The sequence below is a fragment of the Shimia ponticola genome (assembly GCF_007995215.1).
Classification (GTDB): domain Bacteria; phylum Pseudomonadota; class Alphaproteobacteria; order Rhodobacterales; family Rhodobacteraceae; genus Shimia_B; species Shimia_B ponticola.
In genome coordinates this window covers 331,076-353,747 of sequence record NZ_VCDK01000002.1, presented here as the reverse complement: position 1 = coordinate 353,747, position 22,672 = coordinate 331,076, and the positions used below count along the sequence as shown (strand labels likewise).

The window sequence follows — 22,672 nt, the reverse complement described above, 5'->3', positions numbered from 1 at the left end:
GATTACCGGTACAGCAAAGACACCCCGTTTGAGAAGATGTGAACTTTGGACGGATCGGCCGTCATGCGCACGTCGCGTCCACGGGCGTCTTTGTGAATCCCGGGCAACTTGGCAATGACCGCATCAGCAGCGCCCTCTTCCCGTTCAAAATAGAGCAATGTCACTTCGCCCAAGGCTTCGGTGATCTCCACCTTTCCTTCATAGGCAAAGTCCGCCGCGTCGGTCTGAACCATGTCTTCTGGGCGAATACCGACATTGACCCGCATACCTTTGTCAGCGGCCAATGATGGAACGGTCGATTTTATCACACCGCCCCCGTGATCAAGCTTGATGGACGTCGTCTCGCCAGTTTCAACGATTTCACCGGGCAGCAGGTTCATCTGGGGTGACCCGATGAATTGCGCCACGAATTCGTTTTCGGGCCGTTCATAGAGGTCAAGCGGCGAACCTACCTGTGCGATCCCTTTGTTGGCCAGCACAACGATGCGGCTGGCAAGGGTCATGGCTTCGACCTGATCGTGGGTCACGTAGATCATGGTCGATTCAGGCATCTGTTCTTTCAGTTGCGCAATTTCGATCCGGGTGGCGACACGCAGGGCCGCATCAAGGTTCGAGAGCGGCTCGTCGAACAGGTATACCTTTGGATCGCGCACAATCGAACGGCCAATCGCGACGCGCTGACGCTGACCACCGGACAAAGCCTTGGGCAAACGGTCCAGATATTCGGTCAGTTGCAGCTTGTCCGCGGCGCTCTTGATGGCAGCGTCGATTTCGGCCTGAGGCTTGTTCGCCAGCTTCAACGCAAATGCCATGTTATCGCGCACCGTCATATGCGGATAAAGCGCGTAGGATTGGAACACCATCGCGATGCCGCGCTCGGACGGCGGCACGTCATTCACGACCTGCCCGTCAATCTCAAGCGTTCCGCCAGTGATCTTTTCCAGACCTGCAATCATCCGCAGCAGCGTGGATTTACCGCAACCGGATGGACCGACAAAGACGATCAACTCGCCCTGCTCGATGTCCAGATTGATGTCTTTCAGGACGTTGACCGCCCCACCATAGGTCTTATCGACATTGGTCAGCTTCAGATTGGCCATGTGTCCCTCCCCTTATCTATTCAGACGTTTGTCTTGATCGCGATGGCGGCTTGCCACGGCCCCAAATGCAGGCGCCCGTCCGGCCCCGGAGCAATCGACCCGAGTTCAGTTCCAACGCTGTGCCACTTGCCGCTTGGCAAATCCGCAACCGATGGCGTGTCGCTCAGATTGAAAACACAGAACAGGGTTTCGCGGTCGTCGGAGCGTGTGAAACACAAAACGTCGTCCGTGGCCTGCATCGGAGTTTGGTCGCCCTTGACCAAAGCCGAATGCGCACGGCGGAAGCTGAGCGCCCGGCGATAATGATGGATCAGCGCTGTTGGATCTTCTTCCTGCGCTTCTGCCGACCGGCTCAGGTGTTCACCCGGCACCGGCAACCATGGCGTTCCGGATGTGAAGCCACCGGTATGGTTGGACTTTTCCCAAACCATCGGCGTCCGGCAGCCATCGCGGCCTTTGAACTCGGGCCAGAATTCGATGCCGTATGGATCTTGGAGCGCCTCAAAAGGCACATCGGCCTCTGGCAGCCCCAATTCTTCGCCTTGATACAGGCATAGCGACCCGCGCAGACAAACCATAAGTGTCGCAAACAAGCGTTGGGCTTGTGGCGACAAATCCCACCGGCTGGCATGGCGCATCACGTCATGGTTGGAATAGGCCCAACACGCCCAACCATCCGCTGCAGCCTCGTGCACACGGTCGAAAACAGCAGCGATGCTACTTGCTGTCGGGCGTTGGCCGCTCAAAAGCTCAAACGCGTAGCACATGTGGACCAAGCTATCTCCGGACGTGTATTCGCCCATGATCTCGAGCCCGCGTTGTGCGTCGCCCACCTCGCCCACGGCAGCGGCGGCAGGATATTCATCCAGCAGCGCGCGGAATCGCTCAAGAAACTTCAGGTTCTCAGGGCGGTTCTTCGAATAGAGGTGCTCTTGGTGGTTATATGGGTTCACTGAGGGCGCGATTGTCGCGTTGCGCTGATCCTTAGGCAAAGCCGGGTTTGAGCGCAGCTCGGCATCGTGGAAATAGAAGTTGATCGTATCCAGACGGAACCCATCCACGCCCCGGTCGAGCCAGAACCGGGTAACCTCCAAAAGCGCATCCTGCACCTCTGGATTGTGGAAATTCAGATCAGGCTGCGTCGACAGGAAGTTGTGCAGGAAATACTGCTCGCGCCGCGCATCCCATTGCCATGCTGGTCCGCCAAAGATCGAGAGCCAGTTGTTGGGCGGCGTGCCGTCATCCTTTGGGTCGGCCCAGACATACCAATCAGCCTTCGGGTTGTCCCGGTTCTGGCGGCTTTCGACAAACCATGCGTGTTCATCAGACGTATGCGACAGCACAAGATCGATCATGACCCGCAGGCCGTTGGCATGGGCGCCTTCGACCAAGGCATCAAAATCCGCCAGCGATCCAAACATCGGATCGACATCGCAGTAGTCGCTGACATCATAGCCGAAGTCTTTCATGGGCGACTTGAAGAACGGCGAAATCCAGATTGCATCGACACCAAGCGACGCGATGTAAGGCAGCCGTTGGCAGATGCCCAAAAGATCGCCAATACCGTCGCCATTGCTGTCCTGATAGCTGCGCGGATAGATCTGATAGATCGTTGCGCCACGCCACCAGTCAGGGTCTTGGATGAGTTTGCCCGGCATATCAGGAGCCATTTGGTTCATTACGTTTCTTTCAGCAGATACACAGCCCCGTCCCCCGATCCGGACGCCCCTGGGAGGAACCCGGTATGAGGCCCCGAACCGTGGTCCGGGACTGTGATGAGTTGATTACTTTACCGATCCCGCGAGAAGTCCTCGGACGAGGTATCTTTGCAGCGAGAAGAACACGAGCAGCGGGACCGCGATCGACACAAAGGCCGCCGTCGCAAGGATTTCCCAGTTGCCGCCCCGCGTTCCGAGGAGTTCGACGATCTGGTTGGTCATGACCGTTGTTTGACCCGTTGAATCGATCAGGAACACCTTAGCGACGAGCAGATCATTCCACGTCCACAGGAACTGGAAGATCGCGAAGGATGCGAGCGCCGGGAATGACAGCGGCAGGATGATCTTCATAAAGATCTGGAAGTCTGTCGCACCGTCTACGCGCGCGTTTTCGATGATGTCGCGCGGCAGACCGGCCATGTAGTTGCGCAGCAGATAGATAGCGAGCGGTAGGCCAAAGCCCGTATGCGCCAGCCAAACCCCGAGGTAGCCCTTGCCGATCCCGATATTTAGGTGGAATTTCAACAGCGGGATCAGAGCAAGCTGAAGTGGGACCACAAGCAGGCCCACAACAACCGCCACCAAAAGCGCGCGTCCGGGAAAATCCATCCATGCCAGCGCATAGGCTGCAAAAGCCGCAACGAGGATCGGAATGATTGTGGCCGGGATGGTGACCGTCAGAGTGTTAAAGAACGCCTTGGCCATGCCTTCGCTGTTTTCCGGATCGAACAACATGAAGCGATAGTTGTCCAAGGTGAATTCAGGCGGGCTGGAGGTCGTCGTGAACACCCGTGGCAACCGCTTGCCTTCTTGGCTCTCAAGAGCGGTCATGCGGAAATTGCCCAACTCGTCCACTGTGACCGTCCGGTCGCGCGACAGTTCAGCCAGATCGCCCGGCTCATATTCCGTCGGTGCGCGCGATGACGTGCCCCAGGAAATGACTTCGGTGCCTGCATTGGTGAAAAGCGAACCTTCGATCACGAACAGATCACCATCCTGCACCTCTTCTCCGGCAAGCCGGATCGCGCCATTCTGCTGTTCCTGCGTGCTGAGCGCCGACCACCATCCCGACGATCCGATCTGGTCGACAGTGCGGAAGGACGACACGAACAGACCCACGGTCGGGAACAGCCACATCAAGACCAACAGCAACGTCGCAATGCTAGTCAGCCATGTCAGAGAGTTCTTTGATCCTGCGATATTATCCATCGTTTAGGCTCCCTCTCAGCGCATTTCTTTGCGCACTTGGCGCACGTTCCAGACAAGGATCGGCAAGACCATCAGCATGATGATGATCGCCGATGCCGACCCCACACCCCAATCGTTTGCGCGGAAGAGCTTGTCGTACATGTAGTTGGCCATCACCTGCGTCTCCCATTGGCCGTTGGTCATCGCGAAAACGATGTCAAAGACCTTGAGGGTGGCGATGGTGATCGTGGTCCACACCACCACAATGGTAGGCACGATCTGCGGGATCTTGATCTTGAAGAAAATCTGGAAGGGATTTGCCCCATCCACGATGGCCGCCTCAACAGTTTCCTCTGGAATACCGCGCAAGGCAGCTGACAGGATCACCATGGCAAAGCCGGTTTGAATCCAGATCAGGATGATCATCAAGAAGAGATTGTTCCAGAACGGTACTGTCAGGAACGTGATCGGTTCGCTTGCGCCAAAATAGACGAGGATCGCATTAAACACGCCGATCTGTTCGGTCTCAATCGGGCGCGCCTCATAGACCAGTTTCCAGATCACAGCCGCGCCGACGAACGAGATCGCCATGGGCATAAAGATCAGGGATTTCGCAATGTTGCCCCAGCTCAGGCGGTCAGTCAGCTGCGCAACCAGCAGGCCAAAGGCCGTGGACAGCGCAGGCACGATCAGAAGCCAGAGCGCATTGTTGCGTACCGCTTCCCAGAATTTCGGCTCTTGCACCATTTGCTGATAGTTGGCGAGGCCGACAAAGGCGTTGCCCTGATCACGATCAAGCACCGAAAGGCGCAGCGTCTCAAAGACCGGGTAAGCGAGGTAAAGGCCAAGGGCGGCAAAGGCTGGAAACAGAAACAGCCAAGGACGGATCATGTTGGCGCGGTTGATATTGCGCCCTGCATTCGGTCCTTTGGCAGGGAACAGAACTTTGTCGAGAAACAGGTTGGACAGGTAAAAATACCCGACACAGGTCACGACGGCGACGGCGATGGTCACTAGGCCAAGCACTGCTGGATGCATGGCGTCCTCCTCCCTAATGTGGCTGGTGTGGGGCGGGGCCTCGTTGGCCGGGCTCCGTCCCCCGAAAAGAATTTGGGCAGCGCGTGTTGCGCTGCCCAACAAACGCTTACTTCAGCGCGTCCCAGGATGCCTGGATGTCTGCGGCGACAGCAGCGGCGTCTTTGCCACCTGCATAGTCGACCATGCCGGTCCAGAAAGTACCTGCACCAACACCACCTGGCATCAGGTCGGAACCGTCAAAGCGGAAGGTCGTCGCGTTGACCAGAATTTCACCCTGCTTGCGCAGCGAGTCGTTCAGGTACACGTCGCCGTTGACGCCCTTGTGGGGTGTCAGGAAGCCGGTTTGCGCCATCATGATTTCGTGCGCCAGCGGCAGCTGCATGTACTTCATCAGTTCCGAGGTTGCGTCTGATGCATCGGTGATCGCCATCAGTGTACCACCACCCAGAACTGGGTTACCCAGCTCAGCATCTGCAAAGCCTGGGAAGTAGAAGAAGTCAGCGTCAACGCCGATTTCCACACCTTCCGGCATGAATGCAGGGATGAACGACGCCTGACGGTGCATGTAGCACTGTGGTGGCGAGGTGAAGAGACCGTCTGGGCTGTCGCGGAAGTCGGTCGTTGCAACGGCACCTGCACCACCCGCCACTTTGGCGTCATCACGTGCAAAATAGCCGAACTCTTCGATCGCGTTGACGACACGTGGGTCATCGAACGGGATTTCGTTGGTCACCCACTGGTCATAGACCGATGGCTCAACCGTGCGGAGCATCATGTCTTCGACCCAGTCGGTTGCTGGCCAACCGGTCGCTGCGCCTGAACCCAGACCGATGCACCATGGCGTTTCGCCGTCTGCCACGATTTGCTCGGTCAGTGCCTTGAGCTCTTCCATCGACGTTGGGATTTCGTAACCCGCGTCTTCGAAGTTTTCAGGGTTGTACCACACCAGCGACTTGACGTTCACGTTGTAGAAGAAGCCGTAAAGCTGGTCGTTGCCGTCTGCGTCACCGTAGGTGCCAAGATCGACCCAGGATTGGCCCGCGCCATAGTTTGCGGCAACCCAGTCACCCATGCCCTCTGGAAGCGGCGACAGCAGACCACGCCCTGCAAGATCAGATGCCAGACCTGGCTGTGGGAATACGGCCACGTTTGGCGCTGCACCCGCTTCTGCGTCGATCACGATTTGCTGTTCGAAACTGTCGGAGCCAGTGTAGATCACTTCGGCGCCGGTCGCGTCTGCAAAGTATGCAACTGCGCTGCGGAAGAAGTCATCTTCCGGCGACAGCCATGGACCCGAAATGGTCACGGTTTGGCCGGACAGATCAGGTGCGTTCTCAGCCCATGCATTATAGCTATCCCAGCTGAACCCGCCTTCGCCATTGGCGAATGGCAGGTGACCGCCAGCATGCGCCATTCCGGCAAGCAAAGCGGCTGCTGCCGAACCGGCATACAGAACTTTTTTCATCGATTTCCTCCCATGTGCGCCGATGTGGCGCCACTTCCTAAATCCGACGCCTGAATCACTTCAAAGCGCTTTGGATGCGGCAAGTTCGCGCTTTCCTTTGGCCAAGTCAATTCCGAATTGCGAAAACATGCGCATATCCCTGTTTTTATTATGTATTGTGCAGGTGCAGCAAAGATCATCTTTGACCGCCGTAATCGATTACGGTAACGATAACATCAGTTTGAAGGCGCTTTGAAAACCGGACGTGAGATGTACACCATGAACCTCAAGGAATTGGCCGCACATCTTGGGCTTTCTCAGACCACTGTGAGTCGCGCCTTGAATGGCTATCCAGAGGTCAGTGAACAGACGCGCCGCCGCGTGAGCGCTGCTGCAGAGCAGCATAACTACCGCCCAAACACACGGGCCAAGGGGCTGGCAACCGGGCGGTCAATGGCGATTGGCCATGTTCTGCCGATGTCGAGTAGCCACGAGATGGTCAATCCGGTTTTCGGAGACTTTATCGCTGGCGCTGGCGAGACCTATGCGCGCAACGGCTATGACATGGTCATCAGCCTTGTCGAAGACGGAGATCAGGAAAGGGCATATAGAGACCTCAGAGCCAAAGGCACGGTCGATGGCATCATTGTGCATGGCCCTAAATCGACCGACCACCGGATCGCCCAACTCAGCGACCTTGGCCTGCCCTTCGTCGTGCATGGGCGAGTGAGCAGCGAGAATGCCCCCTACTCTTGGGTCGATGTGAACAATCGCCGAGCGTTTCATCGCGCCACATCATTTCTCACGGACCTCGGTCATACCCGGATCGCCCTTTTGAACGGGCTCGAAAGCATGGACTTTGCAGCACGTCGGCGCGCGGGCTATGAGGCCGGACTGACCGACGCAGGCCTGCCGCTGGATCTTGACCTGTGCCGCTCCGAGGAAATGACCGAGCAGTTTGGATATGATGCCGCCAACACTCTTATGGACATGCCCGATCCAGCCACGGCGTTTCTGGTGTCCTCCATCATCTCTGCGGTGGGTGTGCGCCGGGCCGTTCAAGAACGGGGTTTGGCCCTAGGCCGTGACATATCGGTCATCACGCATGACGATGAACTCAGCTATCTGCAAAACGGCAGCGATATCCCTCAGTTTACGGCGACGCGATCTTCGGTGCGGTATGCCGGAGCACAGGCGGCGCAATTGCTCTTGGACAAAATCAGAAACCCACTGTCCGCGCCGATGAACAAACTACTCGAAGCACAACTGGTACTTGGTCAATCAACTGGCCCTGCCGCGAAATAAGGACCCTCGCATGCCTGTCACACGCAAAGACTTCCCAAAGGACTTTCTCTTTGGGGCAGCCACAGCTGCGTATCAAATTGAAGGGCATTCCTTCGGTGGTGCCGGTTCGACCCATTGGGACACCTATGCCGCGACGCCCGGCAACGTCATCCGCGCCGAGGATGGCGCCATCGCCTGTGATCACTATCACCGATACGAAGAAGACCTCGATTTCCTGAAAGATGGCGGGTTCGATACCTATCGGTTTTCAACGTCCTGGGCGCGCGTCCTTCCTGAAGGTCGCGGTCAGGTAAACGAGGCCGGGCTAGACTATTATGACCGGTTGGTCGATGCGATGCTGGCGCGTGACCTCAAGCCAAACCAGACGCTCTATCATTGGGAAATGCCATCGGCGCTCGCGGATTTGGGCGGCTGGGAGCATCCAGACGTTGCTGATTGGTTCGCAGACTATGTCGAAGTCATCACCAAACGCATCGGCGATCGCGTAAGCAAAATCGCGACAATCAACGAGCCATGGTGTGTCTCGGTTCTTGGACACTTCATCGGGCGTCACGCGCCCGGCAAGGTTGACGTGCGTTCCGCTGCACGCGCAGTGCATCACGTTCTGAAGGCGCATGGTCGCGGCATGACACGGCTGCGCGAGATGGGGCAAAAGGACCTGGGTATCGTCGTCAATTACGAGGCCGTCAAACCCGGCTCCGACGACCCACGCGACGTCGCGGCCGCCAATCGTCAGCACGCGATTATGAACCAGCTGTTCATGCATCCGCTTTTCAAAGGTGAATACACAGCGGACGCCATGGAAGGCTACGGTCCGCACCTGCCAAAAGGCTGGCAGGATGACATGGCAGAGATCAGCCAGCCGATGGATTGGCATGGCGTGAATTATTACATGCTCAACCGTTTTGCGCATGATGACACCATTCCTTGGCCAAGCTTGAAACAGGTCGAAGGCCCCTTGCCCAAAACGCAGATGGGTTGGGAAATCTATCCAGATGGTCTGAGCTGGCTTTTGACATGGTTGAAAGATGAATACGTCGGCGATCTGCCAATGTTCATCACCGAGAACGGAATGGCATGGCCAGAGGCGGACACGGGATCAAATTTTGGCGACACAGAGCGCTGGAAATATATTCAGGACCATCTTGCGGCAGTGCGGCAATCCATGATTGATGGCGCTAACATAGAGGGATTCTACTACTGGTCCCTTCTGGACAACTACGAATGGGCATTTGGGTATGAAAAGCGTTTTGGTCTGATCCACGTGGATTTTGACAGCCTGAAACGCACCCCGAAGCATTCGTACTATGCCCTTACCGAATGGCTGCGCGCCACTGACTGATACTGGACTGACCTGACCATGGCACATCCTGCAAACACGCTTTCTATCGTTGCCGACATTGGGGGCACCAACACCCGTGTGGCGCTTGCAGATGGCGAAACGGTCCTGACGGACACCATCCGCCGGTATCGCAATGCCGATTACCCCGGTTTGGAAAGCGTGTTGCGTGCCTATCTGAACGAGGAAAACGACGTTGATCCGGTGGCCACATGCGTCGCGATGGCGGGCCCTGTGCGCGACGGTGTCGGCACGCTGACGAACCTCGACTGGAGTGTGGACAAGGATGTGCTAAAGCGCGCAACGCGGTCTGAGTATGTGGCGGTATTGAACGATCTGCAGGCGCAAGGCCATGCGCTTGGCCTCATTGCGCCTGAAAACCTTGCCACGATTGTTCCAGTTCCCGAGCATTCGCCGCTCGCGGCCCGGCTTGTGATCGGTGTTGGCACGGGTTTCAACGCCGCACCGGTTTACGAGACGGCGGTTGGCCGTCTGGTTCCGCCATCCGAATGTGGCCACGCGAACCTGCCGATCCGCACAGATCGCGATTTGCGCCTGCTGCACTTCGTCGAAAACGCACACGGCTTTCCCGCAGTCGAAGACCTGCTTTCAGGACGGGGGCTTGAACGCGCTTATGCCTTTGTAACCACCGAGGCAGGCAGCCCGAAAGAGTGCGCAGCTGCGGAGATCATGTCAGCTTGCGAAACCGGATCGGACCCGTATGCACGTGACGCCGTTCAGTTGTTCGTGCGTTTGCTTGGAACCGTGGCGGGCAACCTGTCGCTTATTCATTTGCCGTTTGGTGGCGTGTTCCTTGTTGGCGGCGTCGCACGGGCCATGAAACCCTACATGGCCGAGTTCGGTTTCGAGGCGTCCTACAAAGACAAAGGCCGATTTGCCGGGTTCATGGGCAACTTTGGGGTTCAAATCGTCGAAGATGACTATGCCGCACTGACAGGTTGTGCGAGCCACATGAGCCGTTTGATGTCCAACTAGACGTCAAGCCTTGCATCCGTAAGGCAATTGGTAACCCCTACCCCGCTACACATGCCCCCAAAGTACTGGGGAGCATTGGATGCCAGATGCAAACACTGGGCGCAAACGCCCTGCAAAGATCATTGATCGCCTGTCGGCGGTCCCTAATGCCAATGACTTGGCACCCATCGTCGGCAAACTGCGCAACGGCCCCTGCAACATCACCTTGGATGGCGCGCTGGTTGAGCGGCTGAACGACACCGCGTTTCAGACGCTTGCCATGTTGCACAAGACGCAGACCAAACGCGGCGATGGTTTCACGCTTCATTCTCCGTCCGATGCCCTGATGGCTGATCTCGCCCTGTTCGGTCACGCCGATGCCCTCTGCCCCAAGGAGCCCACATGACATTGCAAATTCTCGCTGTGGATGACAGCCGAACCATGCGCAAGATGATCCAGATGACTCTTGAGAATGCCGGTATCGAGACACATCTGGCCGACGACGGGGTCAACGGTCTGACGGCTCTGGAGGGGCTGGAACCTGATGCCATCATTACCGACATCAACATGCCCAACCTTGATGGTTTTGGCTTTATCGATGCCGTGCGCGCGCAAGACAAACACCGAAAGACGCCGATCCTCGTTCTCACAACGGAAAGCGCGCCAGAACTTAAGGCCAAGGCACGCCAGGCCGGAGCGACGGGATGGGTCGTGAAACCCTTTGACCCCGATAAGCTTGTCCGCGCTTTAAACATGATTGCGGGCTGATCCCGATGCGCCAGCCAGAACCGATGGCTGACCTTCGGGCGACATTCTTTGATGAATGCGACGAACTGATGGAGGCTTTTCAAGATGGCCTTGATGATCTGGGTCGTGGGGGCGGGACGCATGAAACCGTCCATGCGCTCTTTAGATCGGTACATTCGATCAAAAGCGGTGCTGCCACATTCGGCTTCGACGGTCTCACCAAATATGCGCACAACTTGGAGAACACCCTGACGCGGCTGCGCAACGACAAATCCTTACCCTCACTTGCTGAGATTTCGGATCTTTTGCGCGCATCCGATCATCTGGCGGCGCTGGTCACTGCCGCAAGGCAAGGCAGCGACGTCTGCGATGCACACGACACACAATCCGCAGCCCCCGAAAACGCAAGGAAACTCGACATCCGGCGTGGCGCGGACGAGCAATCGGATGCAGCGTCGGTTCATCTGAAACCTGCCACAGACCTTTGGAAACAGGGTCTCAGCTGTCGCGAGGTTCTATCCGACTTGGGCGCGATCGGGCAGTGCGAGGTTCGACTTGATGACGACGCGATCCCCACAATCGAGACCTACGACCCTGAGCAGATGATGCTCACCTGGCAGATTGATGTCACCTGCCATACTTCGCCGATTGAAGAGTGGATCGGCAAACAGCATGCGGCGCTGGGCCTCGCAATGAACACCGCTGATCAGGTGGTGCCGCCTGAGGTCAAACAGCCTGAGCGCAACTCAGCAACAACCGCCGCCCCGACACCCAAGGCGACCATTCGAGTCGAATTGGAGCGTGTGGATCGCATGATCAACTTGGTGGGAGAGTTGGTGATCAATCAAGCCATGCTCGCTCAGACGATGGAAGGCACCGATCTGACTGGAAACCTTGCCTATGGCAGCGGTTTGGACGACTTCTTGCGCCTGACCCGTGACCTGCAAGACAGCGTCATGCAAATCCGGGCGCAACCGGTCAAACCACTCTTCATGCGCATGGCCCGCATCTGCCGAGAGACGGCGCACACGGTTGAAAAACCCGTCGATTTGATCATGGAAGGGGCAGACACCGAAATCGACAAAACCGTCATTGAGCGGCTTACTGAGCCACTTACCCATATGATCCGCAATGCCGTAGATCATGGGATCGAACCGCCGGACCAGCGCAAGGCGGCGGGCAAGGCCGCCAACGGAACCATCAAGCTGCGGGCGTTACACAGATCTGGACAGGTGATTGTAGAGCTTTCCGATGACGGCGCGGGCATCGACCGCGCAAGCGTTCAACGCAAGGCCGAGACCCAAGGCATTATCGGTCCGAATGCACGCCTGTCAGACGCCGAAATTGATGCCCTGCTTTTTCATCCCGGATTGTCGACCGCCAAGACCGTCTCAGACGTTTCGGGGCGCGGGGTCGGTATGGATGTCGTGCGCAGCGCAATTCACGCTTTGGGCGGACGCCTGATGGTCGAAAGCCGACCGGGGCAAGGCACACGTTTCAGCATCGCGCTGCCGCTGACATTGGCTGTGCTGGATTCCATGATTATCGGTGCCCAAGGTCATACCCTTGTCTTGCCGCTTTCAGCCATTCGTGAGACATTGCATGTCCGCCCCTCCCAAGTTGTGGAATTGCCAACATCAAGCGGCGGATCACGGCGACTGCTACGGTATAACGACCGGGTCATTCCCATTTGCGATCTTGCCGACGAGCTTGGGTTCAGTCCGCGGCGCTCAGACCTTGATGGCGCTCTAGCCCTTATCGTCACGCACGAAGACACCGCGACTTCGGCGATCATCATCGATGAAATCCTCGAACAGCGGCAGGTCGTGATCAAAGGGCTGCAGGATGGGTTTGCCACGCATCCTTGCATCGCCGCTGCAACGATCCTCGGCGACGGACGTATCGCTCTGATCGTGGACCCTTATGAACTCACACCGGCGACGGCCCAAGGCTCGACCCAGGCGGCGGTGCCACTTGCCCAGACTGGATAGATCATGAACCAAGACAGCCCTGCCATGAACCCCATCGAACTCCTCAGTTTCGGACTTGCTGGACAGGCATATGCCGTCGACATCATGGCCGTCCGCGAAATCAGAGGCTGGGTAGAGCCAACCGCCCTGCCCGGCACGCCGGACTATGTCTGCGGTGTGATAAACCTGCGCGGCACCGTCCTACCCATCCTGAACTTGGCGACGCGTCTTGGTCTGGAGGCGCATCAAGTGTCTGACCGCTCGGTCGTGATCGTCCTCACCGTGGCGAGCCGGACCTTCGGCATCACAGTCGACGCTGTGTCTGACATACTGACCGTCGATCCCGCCGCGATCCAGCCACCGCCTGACGGTGTACAAGAACACTCCAAAGGATTTGTATCGGCACTTTGCCTTTTGGATGATCAAATGATCCGTCTCTTGTCACCCGACACACTTATCACGCAGGACGGCGCTCTGGCGGCCTAAGTCCGGTTTGGGCCTTTCTTTCCCCCCTCTGACGGCCGCGCAGTTTGCAAAGATTTGCAAGATCGCCTTGGACGAAGCCGGCCTCAACCTTTTGCCGACGAAGCAGACCATGGTTGCAACGCGGTTGGGCCGTCGCCTCTCGCGCCTCGCCATCGACAGCTATGACGAATACCTCGCACTCGTAGATGCGCCAGACAGCCACGAAAGACTTCGAATGGTGGCCGCGCTGACCACGAATGTGTCGCGATTTTTCCGCGAAGCCCATCATTTCGAGCTCTTGCGCCGACAGATCCTACCGGAGCTCATCGCGGCAGCAAGAAGCGGCCAGCGCGTCCGCCTTTGGTCCGCCGGATGCGCAAACGGGCAGGAAGCGGTGTCGATGGCGATCTGCCTGCTGGACCAAGAGCCAGCGGCACATCTACTGGATATTCGCATCCTTGGAACGGACTTCGATCCTTCCGTGGTGCGATACGCGCAGCTGGGTACCTATCATCACAGCATGCTTGGCGGATTAACCGGCGATCAAGTGGCACGGTATTTTACCAAAGACACCTCCGCACGATCCTACCGCGTCGATGTTCGGATTACGCAGATGACATTGTTTCGCGACCTCAATCTGCATGGGCATTGGCCGATGCCAGGGCGGTTTGACGCGATCATGTGCAGGAACGTGGCAATCTATTTTGACCGTGCGCATCAGGATGCATTGTGGCGCAGGTTTTGGAGTAAGCTGACGCTTGATGGGCACCTGTTTGTCGGTCACTCAGAGCGCGTGCCATCAGGGTTTGGATATCAAGCGCATTCGACCTGCCATACGGCGTATCAAAGGTCCCGCGCTTAAGGGCTACAAGAGTTCAACACCAGACAAACGAAACGCGTCGGCATCCGGACCTTGCAACACGCCTGCGGTGTTCCCAAAGTCGACGGCCGCTGTTTCGCTCTCCATCTCGTCGGATATTTGATCGCGCAGCGTGCGTTGAAGGACGCGGCCTGTTGCGGGCCAAATGCGCAAACGGCGCGCCTTGTGGCCTCCAAGGGATTGGGCCGTACAGGTGATCCCTTCATCCGCTAGGAATTGGGTCACAAAGTGCGCGTTCCGACGCCCAGCATCGCTCAACCCGCGGATCATGCCTGCCCCTCCAAACACCTTGGCTTGCAGATGCCCATGCCGCCCACCAGCGGAGAGCACGCCATTGATCAGTCTTTCCATAAGATTGACTTGAACACCCATCGCCAATTGGGCGGGGGTCTGCACCGGTGGCAACAACAGGTGATTGACGCCACCTACCTGAGTGTCCGCATCCCAAAGCACCGCTGCAACACAAGAGCCAAGGATCATTCCAACCTGACAGTCGGGCCTGACCGTGACGACGACCTCACCTTGACCCACATGACCGCAAGACGATGACGCGTGCCGCAAGGGGGCTGAGGCACGCACCTCCGCGGACTTGTTCATCTCAGAACTCTTCCCATCCGCCATGTGCGTCAGGTGCTGCATAGTCCTGCCCCACAGCGACGGGTAGCGCGGCGGGTTCGAAATCATTGCTTGCTATGTCGGCGGGTTGCTCAGACGCGGCACCTTCGGCCAACACAAACTGTCCCACCGTATCACTCAACTGCTGCGCTTCGCGGCGCAGGGCGTGGCTTGCTGCTGTTGTTTCCTGGAACATGGCCGCGTTTTGTTGGGTGACTTGATCGAGATTGGTGACGGCCGCGTTGATTTCGTCAATGCTGCGTGACTGCTCTGCGGCAGAGCCCGCGATCTCAGACACGTGCTGGGAAATATCGGCCACCGACGTCACGATCCCGCCAAGCGCATGTCCTGCCTTACCCACCAGCTCGACGCCCTGGCCAACATGATCCCGCGAGATAGAGATCAGGTCCGTGATTTCACGCGCAGCCCCGGCAGAGCGCTGCGCCAGCGCGCGGACCTCTGACGCCACCACGGCAAACCCGCGTCCGGCCTCGCCCGCGCGCGCCGCCTCAACCCCGGCGTTGAGTGCCAGTAGGTTGGTCTGAAAGGCTATATCGTCGATGACTTCCATAATCCTTGAAATACGGTTCGAAGACCTTTCGATTTCTGCCATCGCCGCGACGGCCTGTTCGACCACTTGCCCGCTTTCCACAGCGTCCTCTCGGGCGCGTGTGACGACTTCATCGGCGAGTTTTGCTTCGCCCGCCGCAATCCGAAGGTTTTGTGTCAACTGATCAAGTGCGGCCGCCGTTTCTTCGAGCGTGGCGGCTTGTCGTTCGGTGCGGCGGCTGAGATCGTCTGCCGCCGTTGTAATGTCGGACGCTTCACCGCGAATGGCGTTTGCGTTCTGAACAACCAAACCCAAAGCCGCCGATAACCGTTCAAGCGCCAAATTGAAATCAGCACGCAAAACATCATAATTGCTTGGAAATTCATCTGTAATGGCCTCGGCCAAATCACCCTGTGAAAGACGGGCCAAAGCATCGCGGAGCGCCTCGACAACGGCGGTTTGGCTTTCGATCAGCGCCTCTTTTTCCTCTTCCGCGCGGGTGAGACGTTTGTGATCGCGGGTGATGTCCTGACCAATCAGCAAAAGGCGCGATGGCATGCCGGTGCGGGTCATTATGGTGGTCATGCCACCTTCCATAAGATGGTCTGTCTGCGGCGAGACAAAGCGCGATTGCTCTGGAATATCGCCGAGATCATCCGTGTCGGCATTTTCCATTGGCTTGCTGTCATCCGGGGCCAACAAGACATCCAGGGACTTGCCAATGATGTCGCCTGCCCCGTGTCCGCAAAAGCCGCTGAAGGCATCATTGGCAAAGACAAGGTTACCCTCCATGTCGAATTCGGCCATGATGTGACGTGTGTTGATCGCTTCTAGCAACGCATCCTGCTTGCGGCTCTCGGTGGTATCCTCCCACTCGACGACAAAACCAAGCAGCGCCCCGTGGTCTTCCCGGACCTGATTGAACATCATCGCTATGGTCCGATCACCAAATTCGACTTCTGTTCTGTAGGGCATCCGTTCAGGGACCGACAGGATACCCCTGACTTGTTCAGGGTCTGCCTGAAACAGATCCATGGATCGCCCAACAAGCCCGTCTGGGCGCACGTCGATGGACATCGCATTCAAAGCTTCGAGGTTTTCAGACACAAGCTCTTGGAAGGCAGAGTTCGCAAAGGCGATGCGCATGTCGCGATCGACCAAGACCAAAGGTGCGGAACTGGCTTCGAAAGCGGCATTCTTGAATGCGCTTTCTTCAACCAAGCGAGTATTCTCCTGAAGTGTTTTTGCAAAGCTCTGCAGCGCCCGCGCAATGCCACCAAATTCGTCCTTACGTCGTGCATCCTTGATTGACACATTGTGCTGTTCATTTCGGATGGCGGTCAAAGTTGTTTGAATACGCCCAAGCGGCTGCGTGAATGACAACGACAGAAACACCGCGAGAGTGCCCGCGACGGCAAATGCAATTGCGCCATCGCGGATAAGAGCCTTGCGTACGGTAAGGATGGGACCAAGCAACTCGTGCGTTTCTTGCCCGATCCTAAGTCTTACCTTTGCATTCAAGAGTGAGAGTTCCGACGACTGAGTGAGCGATGGCTCAAATGGCTTCCGATCAGATGAGGCGCTTGCGACAGTCGACCACCCGCCTGAGTTGACGATATCCATGCTGGCGAACCCTGTTTCCCCCAGCGTCCAATTCCTGCTGAGCGGTTCTGAAAGACCATTCCATGGGATAACAAAGCCCATAAGGCCCAATTCAGCGCCGTCTTCGGCAAGAATAGGCCGCGCCACGACAACGGATGCGCCCTGCCCCGAAATGCCACCCGACAATTCCGCAACCCCGATGCCTTTATCACTCCCCCGCAAGGCGTCCCGCGCTTGCGACAACGAGACCAAGACATCATCAGTGTCCGAAAGTTCAGATCCGATCACCTCTTTCGAATGCGATGCATAGATCACCCGGTCATCACGGTTGACCAGAAAGATGTCTGAAGCATCACTTTGAGCGACAATATCCTGAAAGAAAGGATCGTACCGACGGTGCATGATCGCGTAGGTCGGCGAAGCGGCATTCAAGGCATCGACCGGGCGTTCAGCGCGAAATGCCTTCGGCAGACTGCTTTCAGGGTTGGCCCCATCGCTGATGGCCTTGCTGACCCCTTTCCTAAGCCCGCGCATAGCCGTGACCGTAAAGGGATTTGACGCCTGCATCTGTGTCGATTGGATCAGGTCATTTGCCCATTGCTCAGCTGTTTGCACCTTTTGGGCCAAGGTCTGCTTTAATCGCTGCTCTTGGGTTTGGATCAGGGCATCGCGCGCGTGCGTGTAGGCGATCATCCCGGTCGAGAGAATGCACGCCAGCACAAGTCCGACCGTCAGAACCGGAAGCTTAACTTGAATTCTCAAATGCTGAAGTTTGCGCATGTGTCCCCCTGCATCACATCGCGCAACAATCAGGGCGGAGGTTTAAGAAATCGCTTAATTCGGGTTGAGAGCTCGGAGGCGCGTCCCTAAGATTTTCCAAAAGACCCTCCAGCGTGCCCCATGACCTTGCCACACCTCTCCCTGAACGAAGCGCGTCGATTGTTTCTGGATCGGCACGGTCTTCTTTGCCGCCCGGCAGGTTCGGGCAAAGGTGAAGACCTTGCGCAGGTTTTCGATGATCTCGGGTTTGTACAGGTCGACAGCATCAACACAGTCGCGCGCGCGCACGACCACATCCTCTACGCCAGACGCCCCTGTTACCGCGCCAAGTATCTGCCGCCGCTTATCGAGCGTGAACGGCGCCTGTTCGAGGCTTGGACGCATGATGCGGCCATTGTCCCGGTCGCCTTTTTTCCGCATTGGCGGCACCAATTCGAGAGTGCGCGCAGATCGCTCAGCACGACGTGGGATCAGCGGGATGGGCGGGCTGGATTTGCCGCAGAATTCGACACCGTTCTGAAACGGCTGTCCGACGAAGGACCTTTGACATCGAAGCAACTGGGCGACGGGGCAAGCCAGAACGGAGGCGGTTGGTGGGATTGGAAGCCCACCAAAACGGCCTTGGAGTATCTCTGGCGCACCGGAGAGCTTGCCATTTGCCATAGGCGCAACTTCACCAAGGTGTATGCGCTGACAGAACACGTCATCCCGCCGGAATGGCTTAACCGCCGCGTGGACCGCGAAGAAGCGCTGGATTGGTCGGCCATGGGAGCGCTGCACCGGTTGGGCTTTGGCTCAGCCTCGGAGCTGTCCCGGTTCTGGGAAATCTTTCCAAAGTCAGAGCTTGCGGAGTGGTCCACCCGTGCCTTGAGTGACGGACGCATTGTCCAAGGGGTGATCGACACCACGCGCGGGCCGCAGAGCGTTCTATTTCCCGCAAATTGGGAAGCTATACTGGAGCAAACGCCGACCCGAACCGACCGTGTGCGAATTCTGTCGCCCTTTGACCCCGCTCTTCGCGACCGAAAACGTGCCGAGAAACTGTTTGGTTTTGACTACAAGATCGAGGTCTTTGTCCCCGAAGCGAAACGGAAATACGGGTATTACGTGTTTCCTGTGCTGGAAGGCACGCGCATGATCGGACGGATTGATCTGAAACTGGATCGCAAGGCACGCACTCTGGTCATCCAAGGTTTCTGGCCGGAAAAGGGCGTGCGTTTGGGTCAGGGCAGATGCAGCCAGCTTTGGAAAGAGCTGAGGCGTCTGGCAAGGTTTGCAGGGGCTGATCAACTCACGGCCCTCAAATGTGAAAAGACAGACGTTCTTTTGAACACCCAGGCATTCGCAAAGCTCATGTAGGCTCTTGCCGTTGTGGGCCGTTTGCGGCTTCAAGGGGCCATGAACACATCACAGGACTTTGAGATTGGGGACCAGCGAGTTCCGCGCGGGACGCGAGCCACGATCAGCATCCCTGTCAGCGTATATTCCGATAACACGCCTGCTGCGCTCTCGGTCCATGTCATCCATGGCAAACGTCCGGGTCCGACTGTATTCGTCAGCGCAGGTGTGCACGGGGACGAAGTGATCGGCGTGGAAATCGTGCGCAGGCTCTTACGAGCGCCTAACCTGAACACCCTGCGCGGGACGCTTTTGATCGTGCCGGTCGTCAATACTTTTGGTTTCCTGAACCATTCGCGGTACCTGCCTGACCGGCGAGACCTGAATAGGTCATTTCCCGGATCGTCCAAAGGATCGCTGGCTGCCCGTCTGGCACGGATTTTTCTCGATGAAATCGTGAGCCGCTGCGACCTTGGGATTGATCTGCACTCTGCAGCAATCCACCGCACGAACCTGCCGCAAATGCGGGTGTCACCCGGGAACGCGCGGACCTTGCATCTGTCGCGTGTTTGGGGCGCGCCGGTTATTCTGCGCTCGGCGTTGCGGGAAGGCTCGCTGCGCGCCGAAGCCAAAGAACGCGGCGTGGACGTGTTGCTCTATGAGGCAGGTGAAGGGTTGCGGTTTGACGAGATGTCCGTGCGTGCTGGCGTGACCGGGATCCTGCGTGTGTTGAACCATGAGGGTATGATCAATGCCCGCGGCATCAGCAAACCCAAGGCCGCGCCACTTATGGCGGTGCATTCCTCATGGCTCAGATCGCCTGCAGGCGGCCTTGTGCGCATGTATCGCAGCGAAGGTGACTGGGTCGAAACAGGTGATGTCTTGGCCACCATTGCCGATCCGCTGGGCGATCAAGAGCATGACCTGATCGCGATTGAGACGGGTGTGATTGTCGGACGTGCAGTGATGCCAATCGTGAACGAAGGCGACGCTCTCTTTCACGTGGCGGAAGTGGCCTCGACCGACACAGCCGAAGATGTCCTGAACCATTTAACCGGCCAAATCGAAGCCGAAACCCTGTTTGATGAGGATGAAATCCTGTGACCACGATGCTTTTTGATGTGCCTGCCCCGCCCAGTCTGCCCATAACCGGCGACACCCGCCGCTTTCCGATCAACCGCGTCTTTTGCGTTGGTCGCAACTATGCTGCGCATGCCGCCGAAATGGGCAACGAGGTCGAACGCGATGCGCCGTTCTATTTCACAAAGGGTCCCCATGCGGTTGCGCAGGCAGGCTCAACCTTACCTTATCCGCCCGGAACAGAAAGCTATCACTACGAGGTGGAATGCGTCGCAGCCATCGGATCGTCCGGGTTTCAGGTGGCAGAAGCCGATGCCATGGACTTGGTTTGGGGTTATGGAGTCGGACTTGATATGACGCGGCGCGACCTGCAGGCCGCGGCCAAGAAGAAGGGGTTGCCCTGGGACACAGCCAAGGATGTTGAGCACTCAGCGGTCCTGGGACCGCTTGCGCCCGCGGCGGATTTTGGCGCTTTGGGCGCGCAACGCCTGCGCCTGACGCAGAATGGGGCGAGTGTTCAGGACGCCCCCCTTAGTGACATGGTGTGGTCTTTGCCCGAACTGATCGCACATCTGTCGACACTGTATCACCTGCAGGCCGGTGACCTGATCATGACCGGGACACCTGCTGGCGTCGGGCCAGTTGAACCCGGCGATCATTTGATTGGAACACTCGACGGCTGCGCGCCGGTCTCGGTTCGCTACACGGGGCCGGAAACCTGACATCGGTCCCGCCCACCTCCCTCTTCGGCAGCTATGCTGCCTGTGACCACTGGGGGCGCCGCCTGCGGCGGCGGGCCTCCGGCGGGAGTATTTGAAAAACATAGAAGGAGCTGGATCGCGGCTGGAGCTAGCCCTTCGAGACCCGACGACACAGCAGGATCACGGGCAAAAGCCCGATACCGACAAGCACGAGGCTTGGGACCGCCGCCCCTTCGAGACGTTCATCGGATGCCAACCGATAGGCTTGCACCGCCAAGGTGTCGAAATTGAAGGGACGCATGATAAGCGTTGCCGGCAACTCCTTCATCACATCGACAAAGACAATCAGTGCCGCTGTCAGGAGGCTGGGTGTGAGGATCGGGACGTGCACACGGCGCAGCGTACCAATAACGCCCTGCCCCAGGACCCGGCTGGCTGCGTCGATGTTTGAGCTTACGGCGGCAATGCCACCCTCATATGCCCCGATCGCTGCCGCAAGAAAGCGGATCATGTAGGCGAGGACCAAAACCCAGATGGACCCAGTGAAAAGCAACCCGGTCGAAATACCAAAGGTGGCCTCCATCCAGGCGTCGAGCGCATTGTCAAAAGCCGCGAACGGCACCAGCAGACCAACGGCAATCACACCGCCCGGCACGGCATAGCCTAACCGGGCCACATAGAGTGCGGCGTTGGACACTGGTCCGCTGCGTGTCCGGCGGAATGTTCCGAGGACAATTGCCACAAGCACGGTCACGACGGCGGCCACTCCGGACAAAGTCAAAGAGTTCTGAATAAACCTGACATAGCGGCGCGACATCAGATCCTGTTCCGAACCGAGCGCCATGGCCCAAAGCGCGATCACCGGAATGATGACGCCAAAGAGCACCGGCAACGCACAAAGCAGAGCCGCCAACCAGCGCCCCTTTGTGCCCAGATTGATGCGCGCCATGCCTTCCTGACGTTTGCCGCTATGGTATTGCGCGTCGCCCCGCGAGGAGCGTTCGAGAACGGCAAGGATCAACGCAAAGGCCAGAAGGCCCAACGCCAACTGTGCTGCAGCCCCCCGATCACCAATTGAGAACCAGCTTGTGTAAATGCCCGTCGCAAAGGTCTGAACGCCAAAGTAGGATACGGTGCCGAAATCGGCGATCGTCTCCATCGCGGCAAGCAACACACCGGCTGCGATAGCCGGGCGCGCCATTGGCAACGAAACGGTCAGCATGGCCTTGATCGGGCCCGCCCCCAAAGCCCGTGCGGCCAGAAAGGTCGACGCGCTTTGAGCAACGAACGCAGCCCGCGCCAGCAAATAGACATAAGGATACAACACAAGCGTGAGCATCGCCGCCGCCCCACCCATGCTCCGAATTTCCGGGAACCAATAGTCGCGTGGCCCCCAACCCGTCAGGTCGCGCAGAGTGGTCTGTACGATACCCGGGTGATCGAGGATGTGCGTATAGGAATAGGCCAAAACATAGGCTGGAAAGGCCAAGGGGAGCACAAGTGCGATCTCAAGAAGTCTCCGTCCAGGAAAATCAGTCATGGTGACAAGCCACGCCGCGCCTGTCCCAATGGCAAAGGTGCCGAGGCCAACAAGCGCGACCAAACCGATCGTGCGCCCGATATAGCCCGGCAAAACCGTGTCGATCAGCGAGGCCAATGTCTCGGTCGAGCCCAGGATCGCGGCAAGCAGGACAGCGATATGTGGCAAAACGCAAAGCGCAGCGATGACGATGGCGATGACGCCCAATCCGCGCTCGGACCATGACCGCCCCTGCCCGGTGCGGGTCCGCTCTGTTTGGCTGATCTGCGGGTCTGTTGCGGTCATGGGTCGTGGCTA

Annotated in this window: 19 protein-coding genes; 11 read left to right on the top strand and 8 right to left on the bottom strand. The window is 57.8% G+C overall.

What is annotated here, in order from left to right; all coding sequences use genetic code 11:
• Positions 1 to 2: 2 nt before the first annotated feature.
• From FE702_RS03035 to FE702_RS03015, 5 genes are all read right to left on the bottom strand, one after another.
• The gene (locus tag FE702_RS03035; protein ID WP_147124729.1) at positions 3 to 1,100 is read right to left on the bottom strand and encodes an ABC transporter ATP-binding protein; all 1,098 of its coding nucleotides are present in this window, start codon (positions 1,098 to 1,100) and stop codon (positions 3 to 5) included.
• A 20-nt stretch (positions 1,101 to 1,120) separates the two neighbouring features.
• Positions 1,121 to 2,758, bottom strand: a complete 1,638-nt coding sequence (locus FE702_RS03030; protein WP_255449563.1) for an alpha-amylase family glycosyl hydrolase — start codon at positions 2,756 to 2,758, stop codon at positions 1,121 to 1,123.
• A gap of 126 nt (positions 2,759 to 2,884) precedes the next feature.
• Positions 2,885 to 4,027: a carbohydrate ABC transporter permease gene (locus FE702_RS03025; protein WP_147124728.1), complete on the bottom strand. Its 1,143-nt coding sequence runs from the start codon at positions 4,025 to 4,027 to the stop codon at positions 2,885 to 2,887.
• A 15-nt stretch (positions 4,028 to 4,042) separates the two neighbouring features.
• Positions 4,043 to 5,044, bottom strand: coding sequence for a carbohydrate ABC transporter permease (locus FE702_RS03020; RefSeq protein WP_147124727.1), 1,002 nt, complete (start codon positions 5,042 to 5,044; stop codon positions 4,043 to 4,045).
• Between the two features lie 106 nt (positions 5,045 to 5,150).
• On the bottom strand, positions 5,151 to 6,509 hold the full coding sequence (locus FE702_RS03015; protein WP_147124726.1) for an ABC transporter substrate-binding protein: 1,359 nt from the start codon (positions 6,507 to 6,509) through the stop codon (positions 5,151 to 5,153).
• Positions 6,510 to 6,767: 258 nt separating this feature from the next.
• On the opposite strand from FE702_RS03015, the gene FE702_RS03010 reads away from it, so the two are divergent.
• The 8 genes from FE702_RS03010 to FE702_RS02975 all read left to right on the top strand — a co-directional run bounded on the left by FE702_RS03010 (position 6,768) and on the right by FE702_RS02975 (position 14,151).
• Positions 6,768 to 7,793: a LacI family DNA-binding transcriptional regulator gene (locus FE702_RS03010; RefSeq protein ID WP_147124845.1), complete on the top strand. Its 1,026-nt coding sequence runs from the start codon at positions 6,768 to 6,770 to the stop codon at positions 7,791 to 7,793.
• Between the two features lie 10 nt (positions 7,794 to 7,803).
• Entirely contained in the window at positions 7,804 to 9,135 is a 1,332-nt protein-coding gene (locus FE702_RS03005) for a GH1 family beta-glucosidase (RefSeq protein ID WP_147124725.1), read from the top strand.
• Between the two features lie 18 nt (positions 9,136 to 9,153).
• The gene (locus FE702_RS03000) at positions 9,154 to 10,128 is read left to right on the top strand and encodes a glucokinase (RefSeq protein WP_147124724.1); all 975 of its coding nucleotides are present in this window, start codon (positions 9,154 to 9,156) and stop codon (positions 10,126 to 10,128) included.
• A 79-nt stretch (positions 10,129 to 10,207) separates the two neighbouring features.
• Entirely contained in the window at positions 10,208 to 10,513 is a 306-nt protein-coding gene (locus tag FE702_RS02995) for an STAS domain-containing protein (RefSeq protein ID WP_147124723.1), read from the top strand.
• Positions 10,510 to 10,875, top strand: coding sequence for a response regulator (locus tag FE702_RS02990; protein ID WP_147124722.1), 366 nt, complete (start codon positions 10,510 to 10,512; stop codon positions 10,873 to 10,875). Before FE702_RS02995 ends, FE702_RS02990 begins: the two co-directional genes overlap by 4 nt.
• A gap of 5 nt (positions 10,876 to 10,880) precedes the next feature.
• On the top strand, positions 10,881 to 12,845 hold the full coding sequence (locus FE702_RS02985; RefSeq protein WP_147124721.1) for a chemotaxis protein CheA: 1,965 nt from the start codon (positions 10,881 to 10,883) through the stop codon (positions 12,843 to 12,845).
• Positions 12,846 to 12,848: 3 nt separating this feature from the next.
• A complete protein-coding gene (locus FE702_RS02980; protein ID WP_147124720.1) occupies positions 12,849 to 13,310 on the top strand; it encodes a chemotaxis protein CheW in 462 nt (153 codons plus the stop codon).
• Between the two features lie 7 nt (positions 13,311 to 13,317).
• Positions 13,318 to 14,151, top strand: coding sequence for a CheR family methyltransferase (locus FE702_RS02975; RefSeq protein WP_147124719.1), 834 nt, complete (start codon positions 13,318 to 13,320; stop codon positions 14,149 to 14,151).
• Positions 14,152 to 14,154: 3 nt separating this feature from the next.
• Here FE702_RS02975 and FE702_RS02970 read toward each other — a convergent pair whose 3' ends face one another.
• Both FE702_RS02970 and FE702_RS02965 read right to left on the bottom strand, forming a co-directional pair.
• Positions 14,155 to 14,766: a chemotaxis protein CheD gene (locus tag FE702_RS02970; RefSeq protein WP_186826963.1), complete on the bottom strand. Its 612-nt coding sequence runs from the start codon at positions 14,764 to 14,766 to the stop codon at positions 14,155 to 14,157.
• Position 14,767: 1 nt separating this feature from the next.
• Positions 14,768 to 17,716, bottom strand: coding sequence for a methyl-accepting chemotaxis protein (locus tag FE702_RS02965; protein WP_147124717.1), 2,949 nt, complete (start codon positions 17,714 to 17,716; stop codon positions 14,768 to 14,770).
• 120 nt (positions 17,717 to 17,836) lie between these two features.
• Between FE702_RS02965 and FE702_RS02960 the strand changes: the two genes are divergently transcribed.
• Genes FE702_RS02960 through FE702_RS02950 form a run of 3 tightly spaced genes read left to right on the top strand, consistent with a single transcriptional unit; the run spans position 17,837 to position 20,856 of the window.
• The gene (locus FE702_RS02960) at positions 17,837 to 19,075 is read left to right on the top strand and encodes a winged helix-turn-helix domain-containing protein (protein WP_147124716.1); all 1,239 of its coding nucleotides are present in this window, start codon (positions 17,837 to 17,839) and stop codon (positions 19,073 to 19,075) included.
• 39 nt (positions 19,076 to 19,114) lie between these two features.
• A complete protein-coding gene (locus tag FE702_RS02955) occupies positions 19,115 to 20,158 on the top strand; it encodes a succinylglutamate desuccinylase/aspartoacylase family protein (RefSeq protein ID WP_147124715.1) in 1,044 nt (347 codons plus the stop codon).
• Positions 20,159 to 20,163: 5 nt separating this feature from the next.
• The gene (locus FE702_RS02950) at positions 20,164 to 20,856 is read left to right on the top strand and encodes a fumarylacetoacetate hydrolase family protein (protein WP_186826972.1); all 693 of its coding nucleotides are present in this window, start codon (positions 20,164 to 20,166) and stop codon (positions 20,854 to 20,856) included.
• 127 nt (positions 20,857 to 20,983) lie between these two features.
• On the opposite strand, the gene FE702_RS02945 is transcribed toward FE702_RS02950, so the two are convergent.
• Positions 20,984 to 22,660 carry an ABC transporter permease gene (locus FE702_RS02945; protein WP_147124713.1) on the bottom strand — a complete coding sequence of 559 codons (1,677 nt, stop codon included), beginning with the start codon at positions 22,658 to 22,660 and terminating at the stop codon, positions 20,984 to 20,986.
• Between the last annotated feature and the right edge of the window lie 12 nt (positions 22,661 to 22,672).